We start from the raw sequence: 23,150 nt of genomic DNA on the forward strand, positions 1-23,150 counted from the left end.
TGAAGCCCTCGTAGACTCGCATTGCGGACGCCGAGCGACCCCCCTCGCTGGCGGCGTCCTGGGCAGGCCCATTTTCCAGGTTCCCCCACCTCGGCGGGTCTGCCTCCTCGGAAACCCGGTCCTAACCCCGCCGGGAACGAGGAAGGCGAGCGGTCCGTGAGCCCCCGGTATCGGGCGCGCGCTCCGGACCGCTCGCCATTTTTATCGTTCCGAGCTAGTCAGATAATCAGCCGAAAATGTGGACGTCACTGCCTGGATCCAGACGGTAGCCACTGCCTCGGGCCGTGCTAATCAGCCGACGGTAGCGACCGAGCTTATTGCGTACCCGCCGCACATGAACATCCACGGTTCGCTCGCCGGTCTCCCCCTGATTCTGGGCCCACACCGTATTCATGAGTTCGGTGCGCTCCACGACCCTCCGTGCATTGCGCGCAAGGTAGGCCAACAGCTCGAATTCCTTATACGTGAAATCGATATCGTTGCCATCCAGACGTACGCGACGTCCGTGCAGGTCGATGCTCAGCCCGGGAGCAAGGTCAGAGCCGGTGAAGGAGGGGCTCACCGCCGTGGCGCTCTGGGTGCGGGCCCGCAGTATTGCCAAATCGCGGCGTGCCGGGGCATTCGGCGAGACCACGCCGGTCCGACGGGGCTGCGTTGCGCTGGAGGGGGCAAGAGCCGTGACCCGACGATTAGTGGTCGGTGATGCTGCCAGGTGTGCGTCACGACGTCGAATGGGATCCACCGCACGTACGGCGCGAGCGGTGGATGCCGCGCCGAGGGCGTGAGCGTGGGCCCGCAGCGTTTCGGTGAATCGGGCAGCATCGTGAGGAGTGCTGCCAGGGGGAAGGGTCAGCGTCAAAATGACAGTGATATCTTCGCGCTGAGCAGAGGGGACAGGGGCCAAGGGTGCGATGCTCATGGGATGACTCCGATGCATGAAAGCCTGATGTGAAACCGGGATCCCGTCAGAAGTCGGGCCGTGCTCCCGGGGCACCTGGAGCCCACGCCGGTGGCTGGCTCCTGTCAGCCGGCCACCTATTGGTCGTATCGAACGCTTAGAGGCTCGGCTGACGTCGCATCATCGACATGCACATGCCGCACATCGCCGGCATCATGACAGGCGCGCAGGGCGCGGTCACGAGGGGGCGGTAAGCGGTAGACATAGAAAAGATTGTGGTGCGATGCGTTCACACTGCGCAACGCTTTGTTCGCAATTCGAGACAGTGCACGTCAGCGCCATCACCGGACCGCCGTCTCGGGCACGCGGCTTATGCCGGTGCTGCCTAAGGGCGCCGCCAAAGAGGGCTATCTGAGGGGTCAGCCTGCGAAGACAGCTCCCGGGTACGCGGCGCTGACATCGGCCCTGCCGCCGCAACTACCTATCGCACTGTTGCGGCGGCGACATCAGCGGGTTCTAGTCGACGACACCAAACAGGCGGTCGCCCGCGTCACCAAGACCCGGAACGATGTAGCCCTTCTCATCTAGACGCTCGTCAATTGCAGCGGTCACCACGGTGACATGTGCCTCGGGGTCAACAGCCTGACGCATCGTCTCCAGACCTTCCGGAGCTGACAACAAGGTCACGCAGGTAATGTCGTGAGCGCCGCGAGCCACCAGATACTCAACCGTGGCAATGAGTGTGTGCCCCGTTGCAAGCATCGGATCCAGCACGAAGCACTGCCGACCGGTGAGATCATCCGGCAGCCGGTTCGCATAAGTGGTCACGTCGAGAGTTTCCTCGTTGCGAACCATCCCGAGGAATCCAACCTCAGCGGTAGGCAGCAACCGGGTCATCCCATCGAGCATTCCCAACCCTGCCCGCAACACCGGAACCACCATGGGTTTCGGATTCGTCAACCGGGTTCCCACCATAGGAGCGACCGGAGTTTCAATGTTCACATCGGCCACCGCAACATTGCGGGTCGCCTCATACGCCAGGAGTGTCACCAGCTCATCAGCCAGCTGCCGAAAGACAGAAGAGTGAGTCTCTTTGTTCCGCAACACGGTGAGCTTATGGGCGACAAGCGGGTGATTGATCTCCAGAACGCGCATGAGCTGAATCTACAGGACAATGGAAGCATGACGGAGGGATCAGCGGACTTCACGCGGCCAGATGCGGGCCATACCACGCGCGAACTTACCGATGAGACAGCCGCTAGCCCCCGGGGCGAGACAGCTAGTCGCGTCACCCCTCGAATCTCCGCGCAGAGCAACGAGCATCTGGAATCGGACAACCTGGGAAATTGGCACCCCGGTGATGATGAGTTGATGCGCCGCGCTTTAGAGGTGGCCCGGCAGGCTGCGCAGAGTGGGGATGATGGTGCCAGTGCTGGACATGTCGCAGGTAATGGCGGGAATGACCTCACAGCGCGCGCAGATATTCCCATCGGTGCGGTGGTTGCCGACGAAAACGGTCACATCATCGCGGTGGCGGGAAATCGGCGGGAGGCCGACCAAGACCCCACGGCGCACGCCGAAATTCTTGCGTTGCGGGAAGCTGCCCGGATACGTGGCCGGTGGAACCTCACCGGATGCACCCTGGCCGTCACCCTGGAGCCGTGCACCATGTGCGCCGGGGCGATTGTGCTCTCCCGCATCGATCGTCTGATTATCGGAGCGATGGACCCCAAAGCAGGCGCCGCCGGATCGCTGTACGACCTGGTACGTGAGCCTCGGTTAAATCACCGGGTACAGCTAGTGACGGGAGTGCGCGGTGACGAGTGTTCCCATCTGCTTAAAGAGTTCTTTCGTTCCCTGCGTGCACGCGGCAAGCGACGAGATCTATCGGGGCGAGACGAAAGCTGACCGAGCGTGTGAAAAATGCGGGATTGGTGAAGCGTCCGTGTGCTGAGTAGACGGACCGGGCTATTCATTGGAAGACTCAAGGCATGTCGTACGGGCCGAGTGGCTCGGCGGAAAGGGACGAGCTGTGTGCGGAATTGCGGGATATCACGGGCTAACCAATGCCGGTGAAGCGTTGCTGGAGAACATGAACTGTTGCCAGCAGCATCGAGGTCCGGATGGAACCGGGACTTTTGTGGATGACGGTGTGGGCCTCGCTCATCAGCGGCTCGCCATTATTGACGTGGACCACGGCCAACAGCCGATGCGTTCCGAGGATGGACGCTTCACCCTTGCCTACAACGGTGAGGTCTACAACTATCTGGAATTGCGCGCTGAGCTAGAGGACTTGGGTCGGACCTTCCGCACCGACTCCGACACTGAAGTTGTTCTTCAGGCGTATGCCGAATGGGGAACACAAGCGTTCGACCGCTTTAACGGCATGTGGGGACTGGCGATATGGGACAGCCAGGAACGCACTCTGGTGCTGTCACGAGATCACTTTGGGATCAAACCGATTTATGTCGCCGAGGTGTCGCAGGACGATGGCCGACCGGGGATTCTTTTCGCCTCGGAGATCAAAGGCATTCTCGCGTACGACGGAATAACCGCGCGGCCCAATGAACGCGCGATCTACCGCTACATCATGCACCGCATCCACGAGCAGGGCCGGGAAACCTTCTTCCACGGGATTGAACGTCTCCAGCCCGGCGAAATGATGATCCTGACCGATCAGGGGGTTCGCCGCGAGCCCTACACCAGGCTGCGCCAGGAACTGCTCGAGAATTCCCATATCGAACGGACGTATGACGCCGCTGCGGTCGCGGAATACCGACGCCGATTCGTGGAATCGGTGCGGTTGCGCTTGCAGTCAGAGGTTCCGGTGGGAACCTCATTGTCTGGCGGACTCGATTCGTCTGCGGTCGCGGTGGTGATTAATAAACTGCTTGCCGACGGGGAACAAACATCGACCGCATCGGTCGGGTCGCAGCAAAATACGTTCTCGGCGGTGTTCCCGAACTCGATCAACGATGAAGAAAAGTACGTTGACGATGTGCTTGAGCTCTGCGCGGGTAAGGTCAACGCCCACAAAATCAAGCCCTCGCCGTCCGGATTTTTAGAGGACCTGCGCGACTTCGTGCGCACCCAGGAAGAACCGATCATCTCCACCGGCCCTTACGCCCAGTACTGCGTGATGCGCGAAGCGACCAAGCACGTCACGGTGTTGCTGGACGGACAGGGCGCCGACGAGATGATGGCCGGATACATCCCGTATTACTTCGTGTACTTCCGTCAGCTGCGCGACCGCCGTCGCTACCTGAAACTTGCGTTGGAATTCGTGCGTTCCCTCGACATTTTGTGGCGCCTGGGCCGCTTTAGGGTACTGGGTAAATTGAAACGGGCCAAGAACGTCGATAACCGGTCGTTCCTGCGTCAGGGATTCGTGCAAGCCTATCGAGGCGAATCTTTCCCCGTGGAGCAACGCAATCTGAAAAAGCGCCTAGTGCAGGACCTTTTTGAGAACTCACTTCCGTCTCTTCTGCGGTACGAAGACAAGAACACCATGCGGTTTTCCTTGGAGGGGCGCGTGCCGTTCCTCGACAAGGAGGTCGTAAAGTTTCTATTCAGCCTTTCCGACGACGCCATTATTCACGCGGGCTGGAATAAGCGGGCCCTACGCGACGCCACCCGGGGGCTATTGCCCGGCAGCATTTCCGGGCGCCGCAACAAGATCGGCTTCACGACGCCTCAGGACGAGTGGTTCCGCTCCATGCACTCAGAAATCCGTTCCATTTTGGCCTCGGAATCATTTGGTTCGCGCCCGTGGTTCGACCAGAAAGCTATTCTCGCGGCCTTTGATGACTACATCGCTGGTCGGATCGGTAATGCAAATGCGCCTCTGTGGCGCCTGGTCAACGTCGAGCTGTGGATGCGGGAGTTCATCGACCAGAGCCCGACCGCGCACTGAGGGTGCGATCGGGGCCGCGGTACGAACTGAACCTCGGCTGACTGGCGCGACTTCGTCTGACTGTGGTGACCTGGACGGACATGACTGTCCAGGTCACCTCGGCGGGCCGCTCGTATGGGTGCTTAGCTGCCAGCGGGGCGCACCAGACGCACGATGACCTCACCGTGCGTGGTGTGCGGGAACATGTCGAGCAGTCGCGCCTCCTCGGCCCGCCACGACGGCATTGCCGCAAGATCCCGCGCTAGCGACTCGGGGTTGCAGCTGGAATAGATGACGTGCCGGGCTGTGCTGGATTCCAGCAGATGCGCAAGCTCACCCAAACCGCGCCGCGGCGGATTCACGATCACGAGATCGGGATGGGTGAGCTGTGCGCGTGCCCAGGCCAGGGCGTCGGCGGCGATGAACTGCGCGTGCAGGCTTTCGGCTGTCTTGTCAGCGCTCACGTCCATTTCCGCACTCGAGTTCAGCTCAGCACTCGTATGTGCGCCCGCGGTTGTCTGCATACTCGCGTTCATCTCGGCGTGAGCGTCTCTCAGCGCCGCAAAGCTGCGCCGGGCGCTGTCGATCGCTTGGTCTGACAGCTCCACCCCGGTGACGTAACGGCCCGGTGCCACCGCGTGCACGGCGAATCCACCGACTCCGCAGAAAAGATCCCACACCGTCGCAGGCTGGAGGGCGTTAATCCAGGTGCGAGCTTGGTCGTATAGGGCGGCGGCCACGGCGGTATTCGTCTGGAAGAAACTCTGCGGGCGCAAATGCAGCGTAATTGCGGTGGTGGGGTGCTCGGGCTGGGTCTGTGCGGACACCTGCGTGCCCACCAACACCGGTGAGTGCGCCGCCGCTAGGGTGTGTGCTGCCGCGAGTGATTGCGCTGTAGACGGTTGCACCGTAGCCGGGGTGTGTGCTGCCGCCGATGCGCTCACGAGGGGCATGGGCAGGGTGCTGTGCTCGGTCAGCACTATCTCTTGTGGGCCTTCCAGCACCGCTTTATGTTCGGGCTGAATATTGATCGACACTACCCGGATCGCAGGCGCGGCCTGCAGCAAGGCCGGCAGGTGCTCGCGCAGACGCGGGACGGGTTTAGGGCTGCGCAGCACGATCCGCACCATCACCTGATCATTTGGCGAGCACGTGACGAGTGCGAATTTCGCGTCGCCCCGGCGGAGCCTCACATCGTAGGGAGGCACTTGGGCACGCCGCAGCCACGAGGCCACCAGCGGAAGAACAGCGTGGATAATCGGCGGGTACAGCGGACAATCAGTGAGGTCGACGGGCCGTCCCTCGGGATCCACGAGTCCGAGCACAGGGGCGTTGGTGGAACCGCCCACCACCATTTTTGCTTTATTGCGGAAACCTGTGACAGCGCTCGAAACTGGCGGCAGCCAGCGCAACCTAGGCGCGACGGGTGCGAGCATGGTCTCGACTCGTTGCTGGGCACTATGAATCTGACGCGCATACGGAATATCGAGCAGGGTGCATGAGCGACAGCGGTGCGCATCGAAATGGCTGCACAGCGTGCGGGGTGAGGCAACTGCGTTGCGAGAAAGCGAGGTGGAAGGCATGGCAGAACCAGTGTAAAAGCGCACAGGCTCGCTGTTCACCCGGCACCTGTGCCCTGCCGCAGAACATACTCTCTGACCTGGACGTGACTGATCGTGCATCGAAGAATCCAGTAGGCGGCGAGCCCAATAAAGGGGAAAATGCCGCCGACGATAAGGCTAAGGATCAGAGCCACGGGGATTTGCGCGACCCATACTCCCATCGCATTACCCGCGAACTCCCGGTTGGTCAGACCATATAGACGTAACAGCGTGACATTGCCGTAGGTTAAACCGGCGATAGGGCACAGTACCGACACAATAACGATCGATAATCGAAAAGCATCGCCCACGGTGTGATCCGGGGAAAGAATCGGCGAGACCGCTAAACCGGTCAGAAGAATAGTCGCGCCCACAATAAAACCGATCACGCAAAACATTTGACGCACCTGTGGGGCTCCGCGTCGTATATGATCAGGGTTTTCCGCGTACGTTTGGCCCAGAATGTATAACGCTCCTGAGGATGCGCTGGATATCGCAATGAATGCCAGAAGGTGCAATTGAACTCCGAACCGCATTCCGGCCAGCGTCGCCGCTCCCGCCGACGATAGAAGCAGGGTGAACACAATGTTCCCGCCGTAGTCCACCACGGCAGACCCCACCGCTGGCCAGGCCAGTTTTGGCCATCCTGCATACGTGCTGAGCACCGTGTGGTCAGTGCGTTGTCGAGTGCGATACTTTGCGATGAGTGCCAGGAGAATGGGAACAGGTAACACGGTGCTGAGAGTGCTCCCGATTCCCGCGCCCAGAGCGCCGAGTTCAGGTGCCAAAGCGATGCCGTACACAAAAAAGAAGTCAAAAATCAGATTTGCAGGCGCAGAAATTGCAAACACGAGAAGTGGTATTCGGGTCCGCCCCCACACCACCAATGTGACAGCCATCGCCGAACTAGCAATCTCGAAAACGAGGCTGGGAGATCGCGCCGCGCTATACGTTAAAGCGTCGGACCACATGGCATTATCTGTGCTGAAATATCCGATCACGGAACATGCTGCTATGACAGCTGCAAGAAAAGCGGCGATCGGTAAAAGCCGTCCGAGCATAATGCGCAAGCCCGCGGTTTCACGGTAGCCAGCATTATTGCTGCGAAGTCTCGGCGCCAGAATCCGGTAGGCCATGAGCCCACTGAGTAAGGCGTTGATAGGAAGCTCGTACAGCGCTGCGCCCAAAGAAACCCCGGCGAGCGCCGGGGTGGAATAGTGAGCGACGAGCAGTGAATCCGTGAGCCCGACCGCGATACTGCCGACCGAGGCGAGCAGCGGTGGCCAGGTGTATCGAAGTAGCTCACCGGGATGCAGGAGACGACGCGATGTCGCTGATTGCTTGCTCATCACTCAGTTGGAACTCCTGCTCGCTGCGCAGAACACGCCATATCGGGCCGGCAGAGCCCGCAGATATGCGCCGCGCCGTTGCCTATGCTTTCCCTCAGCGCTATAGAGCAGCTTCATAACCGTTCCAGTCGCCCTAAGCGTCGCGTAGCCTGCGCGTGGTGAGAGCAGTTGCCTCATGCGTCCAAGGATCTTCGGGCCACGGATGCTTCGGATACCGTCCCCTCATCTCCTTGCGAACCTCCTGATACGGGCCTGACCAAAAAGACGCGAGATCGTCGGTCACTGCGACCGGTCGGCGCGCCGGGGAGAGCAGATTGAAGAGGAGTCGGACCCGACCGTGAAGAAGAGACGGAGTGCGTTCAAGCCCAAAGCACTCCTGAAGTTTCACGGCGACGACGGGCCGAGGCAAGGTGCTCGCGCTCGCATCACCACCGGGTGCGGGTGTCGGCAGCACGTTCGAGGACTTGCTGCTATCGGATACGGGCTCTGACGTGGGGCGGGGATAGTCCTCAGGAGCCGGATACGTCAGCCGAACCCGGGACCCGGACGGAACGTTCAGATGCGTTGGGGCTAGCTCATCGAGCTGGGAAGCTTCCGGCCAGGGCAGTAGAGTGCGCAGCACCTCGAGCAGAGAGGGAACTCGCGTCGGGGACGAGGAGGATGACATTACCGTGGCGAGAACATCCTCATGCTGGGTCAGCACGGTCACCAGACCCGCGTCACTGACATCCGGCCATGGCGCACCTACATGAGCATGCACAAACATCAGTCGGCGGCGCAGGTCGTCGGCCTTTGGGCAGTTGCGAAGGCGCCCTATGCCTTCGCGGATCAGATGCTCGGCGACAGCGTGAATGGCCTGCTCAGCGGGCGGGCTCATAGGAGTGGACGATAATTCGATGGCACCGAGCCTGGCTACCCGGCGCGCTGAGATGGCGCCGTCCCGGGTGATGTCAGTGAGCACCGTGTGTCGGTGTGACCCAGGTGCGGCCAATAGCGCAACGTCGAGATTGATCGGTGCTGCCGCCCGGATCACCGCACCGGCCTCATGGGCTTTGGCCCCGGGGGTTCGGGTCACATCCGCAACGGCAAGAAATTCGTGGTGTGCGAGCGCGGATCCGTGCGGCACTGTGGCGCGAGTTCCTGACGCGAGGAGATATTGGGTGCGGTCGGAGGAGGTCACTCTGGGTGAGACCCGCCGGGCGATACGCTCGGGTGCAGCCAGGGCGAGGATCAGGCCGTCAGCCAGCTGGTTTGGAATTCCATCACGGCGAACGTTATCGGCGATGTCTGGTCGGGTGATGTCTGTTTGGGCGACGGCTGGATGGGTAGCGTCTGGCTGGGTGACGCCTGGAGGGCCGGGTTCCGATTGGCGATCAGCACCTGGGAGACGGTTGGCCACCGGCAGCCCGGCTGAGCTTGCCTCGGGTGTCCCGAGTAGCCGGAGCAGCCGATCTCGTTCGTGCCGCCAGGATGCCGCCAAAGCGGAGTCGTCACCTCGTCGGAGCCGCCCTAAAACGGCCGTCACATCCGCGTCCGGATAGCGAACATCTGAGGTGAGCAGAGCGATGACTTCAGCCGCCCGTCGGGCACCTGGGCGCGATGATCTGCCGTCCGCATCCAGCACCGCAGCTCCCCGGATCAAGGCGTGGGCGTGCCTCGGGTCGGCAGGAATACGGGCTAACCTTTTGCCATAGGCACTGGCGGATCCATCCGGGTGCACGGCGCCCAAATTCTTGAGTGTCTGCTCAGCGTCGTCGGCGGCCTTGTCCGGTAACGGCTCGGGCAGACGCAGTCCTCGTCCGCGAGGTGTGCCCCAACACGCGAGGGTCAACACGGCATCAACCAAATCAGCCGTGCGGACCTCCGGGGTGGGAAAGGCCGGAGCGCGGGCGGCATCGTATTCGCTGTAACAGCGCACCACAGTGCCCGGTCCCAGCCGGGCTGCGCGACCGGCACGCTGCGCGCATGAAGCCGATGCTGCGGAGACGGTGACTAGGCCGTGCATGCCCCGCACGGAATCGCGCCGTGGCTCACGAGCAAGCCCGGTGTCGATGACGAGGCGGACACCGGGCACTGTCAGGGAGGACTCGGCGACAGCCGTCGACACGATGAGGCGCGCACGGTCTGAGGCACTGCGCCCCGCAATCACCCGATCCTGGTCGCGCGCGGTGAGCCCACCGTGCAGGGAGAGGACGTCCATATCGTCGTTGGCTAGGCAGCGGGCGCGTTGGACGATGTGTTCAACTTCCCGCACACCGGGAGCAAAAACCAGCGCGTTGCTCAGCGGCTCATCGCTGAGTGCTTCGCGCAAACTGGTTACCGCCACCCGGGCGACATGGTCGAGGAAATCCCGTTCCACCCCGCGCGGGCCGAGTCTAGTACCGGACGGCGGTGCCCAACGCACGCTCAGCGGGTGCTGGGTCGCCGGACAGCTGAGGATCGGAGCCGGCGAGGTGTCGGTGCCAAGCACCTGGGCGAAGCGGTCCGCATCTACCGTGGCGGACATTGCGACCAGGCTCAGATCATCGCGCAGTTCTCTTAGATCGCGGAGCATACCGATCAGTAGGTCGGTGTCGAGAGCGCGCTCGTGCACTTCGTCCAGGACGACGGCGCCGATCTCGGCGAGTTCAGGGTCGGTGAGCACACGACGCAGTAACACACCCGGGGTGCAGAACTCGATCACTGTCTCGGGTCCGATGCGATGCTCGCCGCGGACACTGAATCCAACTATGTCGCCGACGGATGTGCTGGTCAGCTGGGCTAAACGTCGGGCTGCTGCACGGGCGGCGATCCGACGGGGCTGGGTGACAATCACGCGTTGGGCTGAGGTGAGGTTCGCGATCGCAGGAGGTATGAGCGTGGTTTTCCCCGACCCTGGCGGTGCCTGGATGACGGCCACCCCGTTGCCGTGGGCGAGTGTGGATGGGAGCGCAGCCAGCAGATCGACCGCCGCGAGACCGCGCCCTATGCGCTCAAGGTTGAACGGACGTGTCGATGAGGGCGCGGCATGGGGGTGAGATGGTCTGGGCACGACGCCATTGTCGCAACTAGGAGATAACTAGTTGGTCAGGTCCACTTCGATCCGGTTCTCGCAGATACTGCTGACCGAGAATGTCCATGGGCCCTGGGAGAAGGTATCGCCGAGACTTAGGTTCGTATGAGCTGTGGTTTGGCCATTCATGATGGTCACAATATCGACCTGAGCGGAATGGTTTGCTTTAGCGTGCACACTGCCAAACCTCAGGGTGAGCTCACTGCCTTGACGCGGTGACACAGCCGGATCTGATGCCTCCGCTCCCTTCACCAGGAGGTGCGTCCCCTCATATGTGCACGTCGAGGCAATGGCTGAGGGGTCGAGAGGCTGGTATGCGCCGTCCGGGGCACTAGGTGTGGTTGTGGCGGTGCTTTTCTCCGTGACCACCACCTTGCCTGAGGGGGTGGATGAGGAGGCCGTGGATGGCGACGGGGTGGTTTGTTCATTGCCTCCGGAGCAGCCGGCTAAGGCTGTGACGACCATGAGGAGGGACGCGGGCACAAGAACTCGGCGCATGAGGCTCCTAACGTGATGGTCACGGCTCACAGTGGGGTTGTCGCGCACGGGTGGCGATGACAGGGCACGCGGGGCCCAATGTAGCCGACCGCTGGCTGGGGCGGAAGGTTTCACAGTGAACCGCGCGGGACTGCGGGTGTGACGATGGCGTGAGCGCATGACTATATCTGTTCAACACGGTAACCTCGCTGACACGGTCGTCCTATACCAACCTGCTCGCGTAGATATGCGTGCAGGTACAGCGTTTCTTGAGCCGGGTGCAGGCCATGTGTGTGACGAAAACTGGGTACGCACCGTCACGCGTGGCGACTTTTAGACACTTAAGAGGTGAAGGCAGATGCGGGAGGCTCGCAAGCCGAACCCGGGCGTTTTGCGCGGGAGTATTGACCCTGCCCGCCGGGTGCGCCCCGTGGACTGGACCAGTCACCTTCGCGATCGACCGCGTCAGGATGTTGACACGTTGAGTTCGTCTTCTCGGGAGGGCTCCCAGGCTCCCGCCCCTGGTGACTGCCAATCCTTTGGCCTGGGAAACCCGACCCAACCATCGGCCCAACCCACACCAGGCCGATTAGAGGCTCAACGCAGCCCCCGTCGGCGGCCTACCGCCATATCCATCGTGCCGGTGCCGTCCCCGCCTCCCGCAGATGCTCTGGTGACGTTGGATGACGACCGTTCGATGAAGCCGCTGACTATTCCCGGCGAAGAACAGCTGCGGCTCGTAGGAATCGACTCCCTTGACCGCGACGCGATTGTGTTGACGGTTGCCGACCCGCACGAGGCGTGGACTAGTGATGCGGGGCGCAGCGACCATTTTCTACGCGGCCAGCTATGCGTCCAGGTGGAGCGGGCACACAACACGGTGGTCGGGGTGTTTACGCGGGGGTATTCACTCGCCGTGCGGCCTGAGATCACCGAGTATGTTCGCGGCGCCGCATTTAGACACGGTCAGCCCGGTGAGGGGGAGGTCGCCGATGTGTCGGCTCGGCCTCGATCGGGTGGGCTAGGGACGCGGCACCCCACGACGAGCCGTGAACTCCTCGCCCGGCTGCGGGAGGCGGGTTTTGAGGTGCGTACCTCTGGGAAGACACACGGTCGAATTACGCATCCGGACTACCCGGGGCTTTTTGTTCCGTGGTCGAGTTCCCCTTCCGATGTGCGCTATTCGCGTCACGTGGTGGCGCAGGTGCGGCGTGTATTCGGGATCGACCTGCGAACCTGAACTGTGAACGTGAACTGCGAACCTGAACTGTGCCCGCTGAGGTGGTTGGCGCAGCGCGTGATGGGAGGCTGTCGCCCCTGGTCAGAACTCCGTGCGGCGGAATAGCGCTGGCGGGATCAGGTCAGCAGCTTATCCACGCAAGCCTGGCACCACGCCGGATCGTCTGCGGTGAGGGTGCTGACTCCGCAGGCAAGGGCCCGCCGAACCTGGTCATAGGTGTGCACAGTCCAGATTCCGACGGTGCGACCGGCCGCATGTTCGGTTGCAAACGCCTTAGGGTCGATTCCTGCCACGCTAAAGGCAACTTGATCAATCCCCAATGCGTTTGCGGCCTCGGTTACTTCCGGGGAGGGAACGTCGGCCAGAAGTGTGCAGGGAAGCTCGGGTGCAAGCTGGCGGACCCGTTCAAGAGCTGTCACAGAAAACGAAATGATCCGCACGCGGACGGCGGCGTCAGTGTCGCGGACACGTCGTGCTACCGGTTCGGCGGCCGCATCAGCCTTTATCTCGATCAGCAGCTGAGGAGCCGACCCGTCAGCCAGGGGTGCGGATCCCATCAGTGCCAGGGTTTCATCCAGCGTTGGCACCGGCTCACCATCGGCGAGAAGGCACTCCCGCACCTCAGCAAGCGTGAGATCGGCGATAGCGCCTGTGGTCCTGCCCGCGGTTGCGGTCCGGTCCAAGGTGGCGTCGTGGTGGACGACGACCGCGCCGTCGCGAGTGGCGTGGACATCCACTTCAACCGCGCGGGCTCCGTCATTCAGAGCATGCCGCACAGATGAGAGGGTGTTTTCGGGTGCGAAGCTGGCGGCTCCGCGATGACCGATGACCAGTGGTGAACGTGGGGTACCCGGTGTTTGCGACCGTTCTTCCTGGGGTGAGAAGTGTAGATGGGCGGCGGACGATGGCCGGTGTTCCATAAGGACATCCTAGGGTTAGCTTGGTGCCATGGGATTGCACCGTAGTGATGGCCTGCGAATTATGACCTACAACATTCGGATGGACACCGGGGAGACTCTGCCGGGAGATCCTGACCATTGGCCATCGAGGGGTCCGGGCGCCTTGGCTCTGATGGCTTTGCACGAGCCGGACCTGATGGGATTGCAGGAAGTTTTGCCTCATCAGCGGGCTGATTTAATGCCAGCGCTGATAGGTCAGTACGAGGTGCTCGGCTACGGGCGCGACGGCGGCAGCCATGGCGAAGCGAACCTCATTCTGGTGCGGCGGGATCGTTTTGAGGTGCTGGAGTGGGATCAGCGTTGGCTCTCCACCACCCCGGATGTCATCGGGTCGCGGGATTGGGACACTGGGTGCACCCGCATTGTGGTGTCTGCACGGCTTCGGGATCGACGCGATGGCTCGGTCCTCACCCACCTCAATACTCATCTCGATAATGCCTCCGAGCAGGCGCGGCGGGAAGGGGCCAAAATCCTGCTCGCGACGGCGAAGGCTGCTGCGGACCGCGGTGATCGAGTGGTGCTGACCGGGGACTTTAACTGTGGGTCGGCAAGTCCTGCTCATCGGATTCTGACGGAGACGGGCGACCTGCTCGATGCGTGGGATAGTGCCCAGGCGCCGGCGGGGCCTGAGGTTGGCAGTTTTATTGACTACGGAGAGCCTCAGCCCGGTGGGGTGCGGATCGACTGGATTATGGTAAGTCCCGAGTGGCAGGTTCTCACCTGTTCGCTGGTGACAGAGCGGCCCGGTGGCCGGTGGCCGAGTGATCACGCGCCGGTGGTGGCGGATCTCCTGTAGTTTTCCGGGTGTAGCGCCTCGGTGTGTTTATTGCATCGTGGCCGCGTTTCATAAAAAGTGGACCCCGGCCTGTCCCCACAGGCCGGGGTCATCCCTTTCCCCAGCACTACCGGTTGTGCTGCGGACACCCCCTCCTCAGTGGGTGGCCGCTCCGGCGGTGCGTAAGACTTATATAACTACTCTAAGCAGGGTTTTCACTGTGGTGGACCTTCGGCTTTCCTGGGAATTAATACCCGGACCTGTGTTTAGCTGTGAAAGCTAACGGCTATAGACGGTGGAACACCGTAAAACACCTGGTGAATCCAATGTTATGCAGTTTTCAACAGATGTTTAACCAGGGGAATAGCGTCGTCATGCACGGCGCGCCCTTCAGAGAGAGCGGACACCGCGGCGCCGTCGATCACGGCCAGCAAAAGCTGCGGTGAGACGGACTCTGCCGACGACCGCGCGAGGACCCGTTGCAGCGCTGCATCCAAGCGGGCACGCCCCGACGCATAGGCCTGGGCGACCGGTTCAAACTGTCCTGCTGAGAGCAGCTGCAAATAGTGACTCAGCAGAGTCTCGTCGGAGGGGAGACAGGCTCGCATGATCAGGTCCGTGACCTCGTCCTCACTGAGCGGATCCGCTCGAGCCTCCGCTTCCGTGGCGACTCGTTCTGCGCGCTGGGCCCAGCGTTCGATGTTGACCTTCCCACCCTCAGCCAACAGCTCCGTCAATCCCGCGAAGTAATAGGTGGTGGCGGAGAGGGAGCAGCCGACCCGGCGGGCCACACTGCGGTGAGAAACAGCTGCCGGACCGGATTCACGAATGATGTCCGCGCAGGCGAGAATGATTTCTTCTCGACGGCGGGCTCCTCTAACGGACGCGGTCATGCTGCTCACCTCGGATGGGTTTGATGGGGTGCAAGGCCCGGGCGGGGGCCTGTGGCATCTTGGCACATGACGGACACGGCTCCAACGCGAAGTATCAGAACTCGGACAGCTGAGATTGCTGACGGTTGCACGGCCCACCTCATCAAGGGGCCGGGCTCGCGGCGGCGAGATTCTGCGGGCCTCTCCTACCCGGTCGGTGTTGGATGTGCCTCGGGTACCGAGCTTAGAGAGTGCCCGGAGCGGTCACGGGCCGCGAGCATGGCGAAGAAGGCGAACAGTGAGACTGCGACCAAATACCAAGCTGGCGCGAGGTGGTCACCGGTGATATCGACGAGCCAGGTGGCGACAAACGGAGCGGAGCCTCCGAAGATGGCGTTGGCGGCGTTGAAACTGATGGCGAATCCCGAGTACCGAACTTCGGTGGGAAAGGTCTCGGTGAGGAACGTGGCCAACGTGCCGTCGTTGGCGGTCAGCATGATGCAGAAAATGATTTCCACGCTGATGACCACCAGGAGCGAGGTGTGGTCAAGAAGTATGAAGAGGGGTACAGATCCAACCACGAACGCGATGGCTGCGAACAGCAGCATTCGCCGCCGGCCTAACCGGTCAGACAGATGACCCATCATGAAAATGAGCGCAATATAGACCACCAGGGTGATGGTGGTTGCCAGTGAGGAGTCTTGCTGCGGGAGTCCGATCACCTTATTCAAATACGTCGGCATGTAGTTCAGCACGATGTAAAAAGCGACGGCATTGAGGCAACTGACGCCGAATGCGATCATGAGCGGGCGTCGATAATGGGTGATGAGGGTCCGCAGGGGGCGTTTCGGGGTCGCCGATAGGCTGTCATTGGCTATCGACAGATCCGTGTGCTCGATGGTCCGGCCATCGAGCACAGTCCGGCCGACAAGCTCATCATCGAGCTGATCGTAGGACGGTGTGGATTCATCTGGCTGGATCTGGTTGCTCAGCTTCGCTGCGGCGTCCGAGTTGCCAGCGGAATCTACATCGGCGCTGGCTGCGGCTGAGCTTGACGATCCGCTCACTCGTTCCACCATGTCGCGGTACACCGGTGAATCTTCAAGCCGAACACTGACGTAGCGTCCGACCAGTCCGAGTGGCCCAGCAAGCAGGAAGGGAATGCGCCAGCCGATGCTCTCCATCATGTCGGCGGGCATCAGGGCATACATTAAGGTCACCAGAACTGAGCCGCCGAGCATCCCGGCAGCGGTCGAGGCTGGCACCAGCGAGGTGTACATACCGCGTCGGCGAGTGGGGGCGTACTCCGCGAGGAAGGTAGCTGCTCCGGCGTATTCACCGGCGGCGGAAAAGCCCTGCACCATGCGCAGCAGCAGCAGAGCCAAGGGCGCGGCGAGTCCAATCGTGGCGTATCCCGGAAGTAGGCCGATCAAAAACGATGAGGCCGACATCAACAGGATCGCCCAGGATAACGCCCATCGACGCCCGTATCGGTCGCCCCAGGTACCCCATAGCATCGCGCCAATGGGTCTCAAAATGAAGGACAGCGCAAAAATGCCGAAGGTGGCGAGCAGACCGGACGCTTGGGAGGTCTCCGGAAAGAAAACGGTGGTGATAGTTGCCGCGAGGTAGCCGTAGGAGGCGTAGTCAAACCATTCGACGAAGTTGCCGAGGAAGCCCGCGGCCGCGGCACGACGCACCACATGCTGTGAGGTGTCGTGCCGCGGTCCGTTGGTCGTGGTCACGGGTTAGGCCCTTTCATGAGCTGACCCGGTCTGAGAGTCGGATGGTGGTGGGTCGGCGCTACCGAGCCCAGCGGAGGCGTGCGCCGGTTGACCGGCTTGAGCCTCGCGGCGGCGGCGCGGAGATAAAACGAGTTCGACCAGCATTGGTCCCATACCGCCAATTATGATGCACAGACCGCCGATTGCTCCGATCAGGGTCAGGGACTCATGCCAGATGAGCGCTCCGAGAACCAACGCCACCACGCATTCCCAGTAGGAGACCGTGGACAGTTCAACCGCCATCAGATGCTTGCCGGCCACGACCAGCAGGCCGATGGCAAACAGTCCGCAGAAGATGAACATGCCAACTGCCCAAGCCCAGTTGGTGCCGGTCATCACGGTCAACGGGTTCGTGGGGTCCAGTAGCGTCAGGCGCAGAGCCATCACGATGAGGGCCCCGGCGGCGCCGAAGATGAAGTTCCACAGGCCGCGCACCTCGGAGTCGATATCTGCGCGGTACCGGTAGAAGAATAGAGCTAGACCGTAGAACACACCGGATGCCAAGCCGAACAGGTCACCGACCAGCTTGTGTGGGTATCCGGGGGCGGACCCTAATTCGAGACCGATTTTGAAGCCTTCATTTTGTGTCCAGCTGATCAGACCGATGGTCATCAGCATTCCGATGAATACCAGACACAGGAACGCAGCGTTGCGCAGAGATATCCGCTCTTTGCGGAAGATACGGGCCAGGATCGCTGAGAAGAGCGGTCCAGTGTAGATCAGGAAGACCGCGTTTGCGATCGTGGTCATCAGTGTCGCCGAAACGTAGAGCGCCAGTGATGCGCCAATGGCCACGCCGCCCGCGACCACCGTGAAGGAGATGCGGGTGGAACGCAGACGACTCAGTTTGCGCACGGCGATGATGATGAGGAACATCCCGAGGGCGCCCACGGCCATGCGTCCGAGCGCGAGGAAGTCCCCGGTGATATAGCTCGATCCGGTCGCGGGATCGACAGGTGTGGCCAGGCGACCGAAGGTCCCCACGAATCCCATACCCGTCGCAGACAGAATCATCGTGAGGAAGCCGAGCTTCTTGTTCATAACCGTTCCGAGCGGAGTGACGGTCATGGGTCCTGGTGTGCTCGCATTGGGCGAGATGGCGGAGCCAGAAGATGAGGTGGAGGACATTGCGGTGCCTTTCAAGCGGCGCGGTCCGGGCGCCATGATGACGACCGGACCGCGCGCTGTTGGGGACGCTCAGACGAGCGTCGGATCCTCGACCTGGTTCGGGAAGTAATCCTGGCAGGTGCCTTCACGGTAAACGTCCGCGGTGGCGCAGTGCAGGCCGCCGCCGAAGGCGTAGGCATCGCGGAACGGTACCGGGATCACGTTCATCCCGAGCTTGTCCATCTGCTCCATCTGGTGGACCTCACTGGCTTCCACACAGACCGTCTTGTGGTCAATGACCAGGCAGTTCATCGACAGCCAGACGGAGGAGTAGCACAGTGCCGGCGGTTCGGTGTGAGCGGGCTGAGCCGCATCCACGATCTGCCAGTCATTTGCCTCGAAGATCTTGCGCTGTTCTTCGGGCAGCGGGCGGTGCGGGTTGTTGATGATCAGGCCCGGCCGCAGCGGTACGAAGGTCGCGTCGATGTGAATCGGGTAAGGATCGCCCGGGAAGTTCACCGCGTGCACCCGGAAGTCTGGGTAGTAGCGCTTGAACCATTCCATCGCCTTGCGGTTGGTGGTCAGACCGTGCTGGATAAACAGGTCCTTGCCCACCCGCATCACGTCAGCGGCATCCCACATCGGCTCGTGCTCGGTGGTGACGAAGTCCTTGTTAGCGGTGCGCACCAGGCGCTCCTCAAGGGAGATCTTCTCGTCGTAGTAGTTGTGCTTGTAGGACTTGTCCGTCAGGCGCGGGCGGGGTGCCTGAGTCCACTTGAACTCGGGGTCTTCTTCAAAGTACTGGTCCATCAGATCCCAGTAGGCCAGGTACTCAAAGTAGCGGCAGCGGAACGAGTTGGCCGAGGCCATGATTTCATTACCGATGGTGAGCAGGATGTCGCGGGGCGGCATGCAGGTCATCATCGAATCGTTGCGGAAGTCCGGCGTCTGGATGTGCTGGTTCCACTGCAACGGGGTGGGCCGGTCAACCTTGATTCCCAAGCCTTCAAGAATCTTGACGTAGTTGTTCAGCTGCTCGTTAGCCTTTTCCACTGTTTCCAGCGGACGGGGACCCCACATGCCTCGCATGGCCGAGTCGATCGGCACTTTCTCCGAGGTGGCGGGCTCTTCCGGTGGGATCACTGAATGATCGGCGACCCCGACAATCACGTGCTTCAGTGGATCGAAGTCGTTCCACGAATTCACGATCTTTGCCATTGTTTTCTCCTCTTCGAGTGGTGTGTGTCCTTCTGCGGACACGGTTGGTGATGTGTCCAATCTGGACACGGTTGTGTGGTGGGTTGACGTATAAGGGGCTGACGTGCCCGAACGACCGACGGGGCCGGTGCTTGGATTGCTGGATACCCGAGGTTGGCTATCCGGGCACGTCTCATGAGAGCGTCGATTAACCTCGGCGCAGGCGGGTATCGCCTCCCGGTTCGGGGAGCGCGGGGATAACTTCCTCTGGTCCGGCGTAATCGCCCCGCGGGGTAATGATGGTGCCGCGAGTTCCTCGGACAATATTTTGAGCATCAGCCAGGCGTCCGATGGCCGCGTTATCGCCGGTGAGTTCGACGAAGCGGCAAGCCGCGTCGACCTTGGGGCCCATGGAACCGGCAGCAAATCCCTTGGACCGCAGCATGGCGGGCGTGGCGCGCGTAATGGGTGCTTGTTCGGGTGTGCCGTACCCGTCCATAACGGCTTCGACGTCAGTGAGGATCATCAGCAGATCCGCTTCCAGGGCTTCGGCTAGAACGGCTGCCGTGAGGTCTTTGTCGACCACAGCTTCCACGCCACGCAGGCGTCCGCTTTCGTCACGGACCACGGGAACACCGCCGCCACCTGCGCATACGACCACCGCTCCGGCATCGAGAAGTCGCCGGATGAGGCGGGTTTCGATGACGCGCTGCGGGCGGGGCGAGCCGACCACACGCCGGAAATATTTCCCATCCGGCTTCATGACCCAGCCGCGTTCTTCGGCGAGTTTATGAGCGGTCTCTTCGTCGTATACCTCGCCGACAAATTTTGTTGGGTTCTCGAAGGCGGGGTCGCCTGCGAGCACGAGGGTCTGGTTAATAATTGCCGCCACATGGCGTCCGGGCAGGTTGGACTGCAGGGATTGCAGCAGCCAGTACCCGATCATTCCCTGGGTCATAGCGCCCAGGGTGTCGAAGGGGTAGGGGCGGGTGAGGTTCGGGTCGTTCGCGGATTCCAAGGCCAGCACGCCGACCTGGGGGCCATTGCCGTGGGTAATGATGAGCTCGTGCTCATCGGCGAGCGGGGCCAGGGCTTTAACGGCTTCTTCAACGTGGTTGATCTGGACGGAGGCGTCTGGGGTTTCACCCCGTTCGAGTAGGGCGTTGCCTCCGAGAGCGATGACGATACGCATAGTTGGTGTTCCTCACTCGCCCAGGGTTGCGACCATCACGGCCTTGATGGTGTGCATTCGGTTTTCCGCCTGGTCAAAGACGATTGAGGCGTCTGATTCAAAGACTTCGTCGGTGACCTCGAGGGATGGCATCCCGGTCTTTTCGTAGATGTCCTCGCCCACCGTGGTGTGGCGGTCGTGGAATGCGGGAAGGCAGTGCATGAACTTCACGTCCGGGTTACCGGTGGCTTCCATCAAAGCGGTGTTGACCTGGTAACGCTTGAGCAGTTCGATGCGCTCGTCCCAGACCTCCTTGGGTTCGCCCATGGAGACCCACACGTCGGTGTAGAGGAAGTCGCAGCCGCGCACGCCTTCGATTTCGTCTTCGGTGTGGGTGATGCGTCCGCCGGTACGCTCAGCGATGCGCTGGGCTTCGTCGATCCAGTGCTGGTCATTCCATAGGGAGCGCGGGCCGACGATCCTCACGTCCATACCCACCATGACACCGGCGATCATCAGGGAGTTCGCAACGTTATTCCGGCCGTCTCCGAGGTAGGCGAAGGTGATGTCGGAGTAGTCCTTGCCGCTGGCTTCCTTCATGGTGAACAGGTCGCACAGCATCTGGGTGGGGTGCCAGTCGTCGGTGAGACCGTTCCATACCGGCACTCCGGACAGCTCGGCCAGGGTCTCGACGTGGCTCTGCTTAGAGCCACGGAATTCGATGCCGTCGTAGTAGCGTCCGAGCACGCGGGCGGTGTCGGCGACGGACTCTTTGTGCCCCATCTGGGAGCCACTGGGATCGAGGTAGGTAACGTTGGCGCCTTGGTCGTAGGCAGCCACTTCAAACGAGCAGCGGGTGCGGGTGGATGTCTTTTCAAAGATCAGGGCGATGTTCTTGCCGACGAGGCGCTTTTCCTCGGTTCCGTTCTTCTTCGCGGTCTTGAGCTCGCCGGATAGTTCGAGCAGGGATAGCCATTCCTCAGTGGTGAAATCGAGTTCGCGGAGGAAGGATCGGCCGTGGAGTGGGTGGCGCATCGAGGGTCCTTTCGGTGGTGGTAATAGTTGCTTTGTTGTCGTGCTGATATAGGGGTCTTAGAGGGTCAACGGTAGGCGTCAAAGTGGACCTACCGTTGCCCTGGTTTGCTATGCGGTGAGCCTGGGACGATCAGGAGTTCTTCTGATCCAGCGGCACCCGGGTGACCGGGCAGCTCATGCAGCGGGGGCCGCCGCGGCCGCGTCCCAGTTCGGAACCGGGTACTTCGATGACCTCAATGCCCTGCGAGCGGAGATAGCTGTTGGTGGCGGTGTTGCGTTCGTAAGCCATGACCACGCCGGGGCGGATAGTGAGCAGATTGCAGCCGTCGTCCCACTGTTCCCGTTCGGCGGCGATGGAATCCTGCGGGGTGGTGAGCAGTCGGATGTCTTTGAGACCGAGTGCCTGGGCGATGACCTCGCGCATCCGTTCTGGCGGTTCGTGGCGGACGTCAATCTTGCCGCTGCTCGCACCGGGGCGAATGACGGAGGTCGGAACGGAACCGAGATTCTGGTACGAGGTGAAGGACTCTTCGTCGACCATGGTCATGACGGTGTCCAGGTGCATCATGGCCCGGGTTGCGGGCATGTGGACGGCGACGACTTGGTCGGCGCGTCCGGCGTCGAACAGGGTGCGCGAGAGGCGCTCAATGCCCTGTGGGGTAGTGCGTTCGCCTATGCCGATCAGGACGCTGCGGTTGCCGATCACCAGGATGTCGCCACCTTCGAGGCCTGCGGGGCCTTCGTAGAGCGGGTCGCCCCAGTGGTTGATGTCGGCGTCTCGGAAGGAGGGGTGCCAGCGGTAGATCGCTTCAAAGGCGATGGCTTCGCGCTGACGGGCTGGTTTGCGCATCGAGTTGACGCTGACGCCGTCGAAAATCCACGCGGAAGTATCGCGGGTGAACAGGTGGTTGGGCAGGGGTGCGAGGATGAGGTCGTCGGGGCGCATACCGTCAAAGACGACGGAGTGGGGATCGCCAGTGTGCTGGAAGAGCTCACCTTTGCTGATGCCTGCGATCAGCAGTTCGGTTAGTTCGGGGGCGGTCAGGTTTTCGGCGTAGCTGCGCAGGGCGTCGGTTCCGCCGAGACCGTAAAGCCGTTCGTCGATGACGTGATCGAGGATGAACGCGCGAGCTTCGGGAACCTCAAGGGTACCGGTGAGGAGGTCGGTGAGATAGATGACCTCGACTCCCTCGTTGCGCAGCAGGTTGGCGAAGGCATCATGTTCGACTTTGGCTTCGTCGAGCCACAGCACATCGTCGAAGAGTAGTTCGTCTTTATTGGTGGGAGTGAGTCTGGTCATCTCAGGCCCCGGGCGGTGCAGGATCACCTGCCGGAGGGTTCCGACCTCGGAGTCAACTCGGTACGTCATCGTGTGTCGCTTTCCAGGTTCGGGAGTCGGCACTGCTGTGTGCGGTCTCGGCTCCGAATGAATGGGTATCGATTAGTGCTTAGCTTGCCATGAAGTGGTACATGCGTACCAAGGACCATAGTCCCCGCAGGTAAATCCCTATTTTTGGTGTGTGAAGCAAATGTGACGCTGCACACCTATGCAACTTTTTCAGCGACGTCGGTCGCACTGAGTGCATAGTTATACAGAAATGGAGATGTGATGTCTAGCACATCATGGTGTGCATGGCGGTATCCACACATATGCGCTCAGGGTTTATATATGGCTCTGGGTTCGTTTGTCATATCTGGCTACCGTGTGGCGCGTCTGTCGGCCGTATGTCGTATCTGACTG

18 protein-coding genes are annotated in these 23,150 nt (G+C 61.5%); 4 read left to right on the forward strand and 14 right to left on the reverse strand.

The window, feature by feature from the left end; genetic code table 11:
• Nucleotides 1–226: 226 nt before the first annotated feature.
• Both BN1724_RS09980 and upp read right to left on the reverse strand, forming a co-directional pair.
• Nucleotides 227–919, reverse strand: coding sequence for a winged helix-turn-helix domain-containing protein (locus BN1724_RS09980; RefSeq protein ID WP_058235240.1), 693 nt, complete (start codon nucleotides 917–919; stop codon nucleotides 227–229).
• 495 nt (nucleotides 920–1,414) lie between these two features.
• The gene (upp, locus tag BN1724_RS09985) at nucleotides 1,415–2,053 is read right to left on the reverse strand and encodes a uracil phosphoribosyltransferase (protein ID WP_058235241.1); all 639 of its coding nucleotides are present in this window, start codon (nucleotides 2,051–2,053) and stop codon (nucleotides 1,415–1,417) included.
• 216 nt (nucleotides 2,054–2,269) lie between these two features.
• Here upp and BN1724_RS09990 point away from each other — a divergent pair, with 216 nt between their 5' ends.
• Both BN1724_RS09990 and asnB read left to right on the forward strand, forming a co-directional pair.
• Nucleotides 2,270–2,806 carry a nucleoside deaminase gene (locus BN1724_RS09990; RefSeq protein ID WP_058235944.1) on the forward strand — a complete coding sequence of 179 codons (537 nt, stop codon included), beginning with the start codon at nucleotides 2,270–2,272 and terminating at the stop codon, nucleotides 2,804–2,806.
• A 124-nt stretch (nucleotides 2,807–2,930) separates the two neighbouring features.
• On the forward strand, nucleotides 2,931–4,811 hold the full coding sequence (gene asnB / locus BN1724_RS09995) for an asparagine synthase (glutamine-hydrolyzing) (RefSeq protein WP_058235242.1): 1,881 nt from the start codon (nucleotides 2,931–2,933) through the stop codon (nucleotides 4,809–4,811).
• A 122-nt stretch (nucleotides 4,812–4,933) separates the two neighbouring features.
• On the opposite strand, the gene BN1724_RS10000 is transcribed toward asnB, so the two are convergent.
• The 4 genes from BN1724_RS10000 to BN1724_RS10015 form a co-directional block, all read right to left on the reverse strand.
• Entirely contained in the window at nucleotides 4,934–6,373 is a 1,440-nt protein-coding gene (locus BN1724_RS10000; RefSeq protein WP_084253158.1) for a methyltransferase domain-containing protein, read from the reverse strand.
• A gap of 35 nt (nucleotides 6,374–6,408) precedes the next feature.
• Entirely contained in the window at nucleotides 6,409–7,740 is a 1,332-nt protein-coding gene (locus BN1724_RS10005) for an MATE family efflux transporter (RefSeq protein WP_058235244.1), read from the reverse strand.
• Nucleotides 7,741–7,873: 133 nt separating this feature from the next.
• Nucleotides 7,874–10,771: an ATP-dependent RNA helicase gene (locus tag BN1724_RS10010; RefSeq protein WP_058235245.1), complete on the reverse strand. Its 2,898-nt coding sequence runs from the start codon at nucleotides 10,769–10,771 to the stop codon at nucleotides 7,874–7,876.
• A gap of 27 nt (nucleotides 10,772–10,798) precedes the next feature.
• The gene (locus tag BN1724_RS10015; protein ID WP_058235246.1) at nucleotides 10,799–11,290 is read right to left on the reverse strand and encodes a hypothetical protein; all 492 of its coding nucleotides are present in this window, start codon (nucleotides 11,288–11,290) and stop codon (nucleotides 10,799–10,801) included.
• Between the two features lie 337 nt (nucleotides 11,291–11,627).
• Here BN1724_RS10015 and BN1724_RS10020 point away from each other — a divergent pair, with 337 nt between their 5' ends.
• Nucleotides 11,628–12,509 carry a hypothetical protein gene (locus BN1724_RS10020; protein ID WP_058235247.1) on the forward strand — a complete coding sequence of 294 codons (882 nt, stop codon included), beginning with the start codon at nucleotides 11,628–11,630 and terminating at the stop codon, nucleotides 12,507–12,509.
• A 116-nt stretch (nucleotides 12,510–12,625) separates the two neighbouring features.
• On the opposite strand, the gene BN1724_RS10025 is transcribed toward BN1724_RS10020, so the two are convergent.
• Nucleotides 12,626–13,429 carry a glycerophosphodiester phosphodiesterase gene (locus BN1724_RS10025; RefSeq protein WP_058235248.1) on the reverse strand — a complete coding sequence of 268 codons (804 nt, stop codon included), beginning with the start codon at nucleotides 13,427–13,429 and terminating at the stop codon, nucleotides 12,626–12,628.
• 28 nt (nucleotides 13,430–13,457) lie between these two features.
• Here BN1724_RS10025 and BN1724_RS10030 point away from each other — a divergent pair, with 28 nt between their 5' ends.
• Nucleotides 13,458–14,264 carry an endonuclease/exonuclease/phosphatase family protein gene (locus tag BN1724_RS10030; protein WP_058235249.1) on the forward strand — a complete coding sequence of 269 codons (807 nt, stop codon included), beginning with the start codon at nucleotides 13,458–13,460 and terminating at the stop codon, nucleotides 14,262–14,264.
• A 308-nt stretch (nucleotides 14,265–14,572) separates the two neighbouring features.
• Here BN1724_RS10030 and BN1724_RS10035 read toward each other — a convergent pair whose 3' ends face one another.
• The 7 genes from BN1724_RS10035 to BN1724_RS10065 all read right to left on the reverse strand — a co-directional run bounded on the left by BN1724_RS10035 (nucleotide 14,573) and on the right by BN1724_RS10065 (nucleotide 22,778).
• A complete protein-coding gene (locus tag BN1724_RS10035) occupies nucleotides 14,573–15,136 on the reverse strand; it encodes a TetR/AcrR family transcriptional regulator (RefSeq protein WP_058235250.1) in 564 nt (187 codons plus the stop codon).
• Between the two features lie 185 nt (nucleotides 15,137–15,321).
• Entirely contained in the window at nucleotides 15,322–16,860 is a 1,539-nt protein-coding gene (locus BN1724_RS10040; RefSeq protein ID WP_084252972.1) for an MFS transporter, read from the reverse strand.
• 3 nt (nucleotides 16,861–16,863) lie between these two features.
• On the reverse strand, nucleotides 16,864–17,967 hold the full coding sequence (locus BN1724_RS10045) for a DMT family transporter (RefSeq protein ID WP_269447058.1): 1,104 nt from the start codon (nucleotides 17,965–17,967) through the stop codon (nucleotides 16,864–16,866).
• Between the two features lie 129 nt (nucleotides 17,968–18,096).
• Entirely contained in the window at nucleotides 18,097–19,224 is a 1,128-nt protein-coding gene (locus tag BN1724_RS10050; RefSeq protein WP_058235251.1) for a serine/threonine protein kinase, read from the reverse strand.
• Between the two features lie 187 nt (nucleotides 19,225–19,411).
• Nucleotides 19,412–20,395 carry a carbamate kinase gene (locus BN1724_RS10055; RefSeq protein ID WP_058235252.1) on the reverse strand — a complete coding sequence of 328 codons (984 nt, stop codon included), beginning with the start codon at nucleotides 20,393–20,395 and terminating at the stop codon, nucleotides 19,412–19,414.
• A gap of 12 nt (nucleotides 20,396–20,407) precedes the next feature.
• Nucleotides 20,408–21,409, reverse strand: a complete 1,002-nt coding sequence (argF, locus tag BN1724_RS10060; protein WP_058235253.1) for an ornithine carbamoyltransferase — start codon at nucleotides 21,407–21,409, stop codon at nucleotides 20,408–20,410.
• A 130-nt stretch (nucleotides 21,410–21,539) separates the two neighbouring features.
• Nucleotides 21,540–22,778 (reverse strand): arginine deiminase, encoded by a 1,239-nt coding sequence (locus tag BN1724_RS10065; RefSeq protein WP_058235254.1) that lies wholly within the window; start codon nucleotides 22,776–22,778, stop codon nucleotides 21,540–21,542.
• Between the last annotated feature and the right edge of the window lie 372 nt (nucleotides 22,779–23,150).

The organism is Devriesea agamarum (assembly GCF_900070355.1).
GTDB classification, from domain to species: domain Bacteria; phylum Actinomycetota; class Actinomycetes; order Actinomycetales; family Dermabacteraceae; genus Devriesea; species Devriesea agamarum.